The sequence below is a fragment of the Marinobacter sp. UBA5687 genome (assembly GCF_002420325.1).
GTDB classification, from domain to species: domain Bacteria; phylum Pseudomonadota; class Gammaproteobacteria; order Pseudomonadales; family Oleiphilaceae; genus Marinobacter; species Marinobacter nauticus.
This window is the reverse complement of the sequence record NZ_DIHV01000056.1, coordinates 1-2,676: the sequence shown is the minus strand read 5'-3', so window position 1 is coordinate 2,676 and position 2,676 is coordinate 1. Positions and strand designations below refer to the sequence as shown.

At 60.7% G+C, this 2,676-nt stretch carries 3 protein-coding genes; all 3 read left to right on the top strand.

The genetic code is table 11. The features are described 5' to 3' along the window. Positions 1 to 15 precede the first annotated feature (15 nt). The gene (locus tag B3Y70_RS17585; protein WP_414674110.1) at positions 16 to 174 is read left to right on the top strand and encodes a dockerin type I domain-containing protein; all 159 of its coding nucleotides are present in this window, start codon (positions 16 to 18) and stop codon (positions 172 to 174) included. Positions 175 to 196: 22 nt separating this feature from the next. After that, positions 197 to 2,020, top strand: coding sequence for an NAD nucleotidase (nadN, locus tag B3Y70_RS05885; protein WP_288589391.1), 1,824 nt, complete (start codon positions 197 to 199; stop codon positions 2,018 to 2,020). Between the two features lie 131 nt (positions 2,021 to 2,151). Beyond that, a partial coding sequence (locus B3Y70_RS05880; RefSeq protein WP_288589389.1) for an MsnO8 family LLM class oxidoreductase occupies positions 2,152 to 2,676 on the top strand: 525 nt, incomplete at its 3' end.

The following is a 2,676-nucleotide window of genomic DNA, read 5'->3' as shown; positions in this document are numbered from 1 at the left end:
GCAGACCGCGCCGACCTGAACGGCGATGGCCGCGTTAACGGCCGGGACCTGTCGCGCCTGGTGCTGGCGATACTGTTAGGCAAAGCCACGGCTCCGGCTTACGACATTGACGGTGACGGGCGAATCAGCCATCACGACCTGATCGCCCTGATTCGCGTGCTGACCAGCCGCTAACCCCCACAACGGAGATAGAGTAATGATTCGACAAGGACTCTGGCTGGCAATCCCGCTGATTGCCCTGACCGGCTGTAACAGTGATAACGACGACGCGCCCGCAACGGAAACCGAGCGCTTTACCGTTAACATCTTGCATATCAACGACCACCACTCCCATCTGGAAGCGGGCTCACAGTCCCTGGATATCGCTGGTGAAGAAACCGAATTCAGCGCCGGCGGCTTCCCCCGGGTGATCGCCAAGATCAACGAACGAACCGCCGAACTGGACAATGTACTGAAGCTGCATGCCGGAGATGCCATGACCGGCACCCTGTACTTCACCTCCTTCGAAGGTGAGGCCGATGCCGAGCTGATGAACCAGGTGTGTTTTGATGCCTTTGCCCTGGGCAATCACGAGTTTGATCGTGGTGATGAAGGACTGGTGAAGTTCCTCGACTACCTGGCGGCAGGCAGCTGTAACACGGCGGTTCTCGCGGCCAACGTCAAACCGGCCATCGGCACCCCATTGGCCCCGGTGGCCCAGGACGATTACATTCAGCCGTACACCATCAAGAACATCGATGGCCAGCAGGTGGCCATCATCGGCATCGACATCGCCAACAAAACCCGCAACAGCTCAAGCCCGCTGGCAAGCACTGAGTTTCTGGACGAAACCGAAACCGCCCAGGCCATGATTGATGAGCTGAACGACCAGGGCATCGACAAGATCATCCTGCTGACCCACTACCAGTATGCCAACGATCTGGCACTGGCCGAGCGCCTGTCTGGAGTGGATGTCATTATCGGCGGAGATTCCCACACCCTGCTTGGCAACTTTGACGCCTACGGCCTGAGTGCCTCCGGCCCCTACCCCACCGAAGTGACCAATGCCGACGGCGACAAAGTGTGCGTGGCCCAGGCCTGGCAGTATTCGCGTGTGCTGGGTGAACTGAGCGTGACCTGGGAGAACAATGGCACTGTTTCCTCCTGCTCCGGAACGCCACACCTGCTCCTGGGCAACCCCATCATCCGTGATGACGGCACCGACGATGGCTACCAACCCCAAGGCGAGGAACTGGCCGCCATTCGGGCAGCCATCGAGGCGGACCCGCAACTCAGCCTTGTGACGGACGACCCGACCGGCGCTCAAACCCTGGCCACGTACGCCAACCAGTTGGACAGCTTCCGCAATCAGGTCATCGGTACCGCATCCGAGGACCTGTGCCTGGCCCGAATTCCCGGCCGGCCATACGGCGATGACACCTGCGCCAACGAAGACCCGAACCGTGGGGGGGATATCCCGAACCTGGTGGCTCAGGCCTTCCTGTTCCAGAGCAAGAATGCCGATGTTTCGATCCAGAACGCCGGCGGCGTTCGCACCGACATTCTGGCCGGCGATATCACCATTGGTGATGCCTACAACCTGCTGCCGTTTGCCAATACCCTTACCGATCTGACCATGACCGGAGCAGAAATCAGACAGGTGCTGAATGAAGCAGTGGATTTCGCCCACGTTGAAGGCGGCTCCACGGGTGCCTACCCCTATGCCGCCGGTCTGCGCTGGACCGTCGACATGACCAGGCCTGCTGGCGAACGCCTTTACGACATCGAAGTTCGGCCCCGGAGTGAAACCACCTGGCGCGCTCTGACCGACGCTGAAACCCTGAACGTCGTCACCAACAGCTTCACCGCGGCTGGCCGTGACGGCTACCTGACCTTCGGAACCGTCAGCGAGGATGGCCGAGCCACGGATACCTTTCTGGACTATGCCCAATCCTTCGTCGATTACGTCAAGGAAGAGCTAACCCTCAGCAAGCCCGTCCAGGGCGAGTACTCCACTCAGATGTACACGCCAGCACCGTAACGAGTGCTTGCAGGAGCATCCGGCACTAACGGATGCTCCTGCCCCTCCTGTCATTACCCTTGAAGAAACCGTCCGCTGGCGTCATTGTGAAACGCTGAACACCGTTGTTTCTTCACAGGTACCGGAACCCCATGTCCAGAACACCCGATTACTCCCTGCTCGAACTGGCCTCCGTGCGCGAGGGCGACTCCGTAGCAACGACACTGGCCAACAGCGTGCGTTACGCCCAGCATGCGGAGGCACTTGGCTTCAAGCGTTTCTGGCTGGCAGAGCACCACAATATGGAAGGGATTTCCAGTTCCGCCACCTCGGTATTGGTGGGGCACATCGCTGGCAAAACCGGGAGTATCCGGGTGGGCTCCGGCGGTGTCATGCTGCCGAACCATCCACCGCTGGTGATTGCCGAGCAATTCGGCACTCTGGAATGCCTCTATCCGGGTCGAATCGATCTCGGCCTTGGCCGCGCGCCGGGCACCGATCCGGTCACCGCCCGGGCACTGCGACGGGATGGTCTGGGCGCCGAGCAATTCCCGCAAGACGTAGCCCGTCTGCAGAACCTGCTGGGGCCGCTACAACCAGGCCAACCGGTGAAAGCCATTCCCGGCGCCGGCACCAATGTCCCCATCTGGCTGCTGGGCTCCAGCCTGTACAGCGCT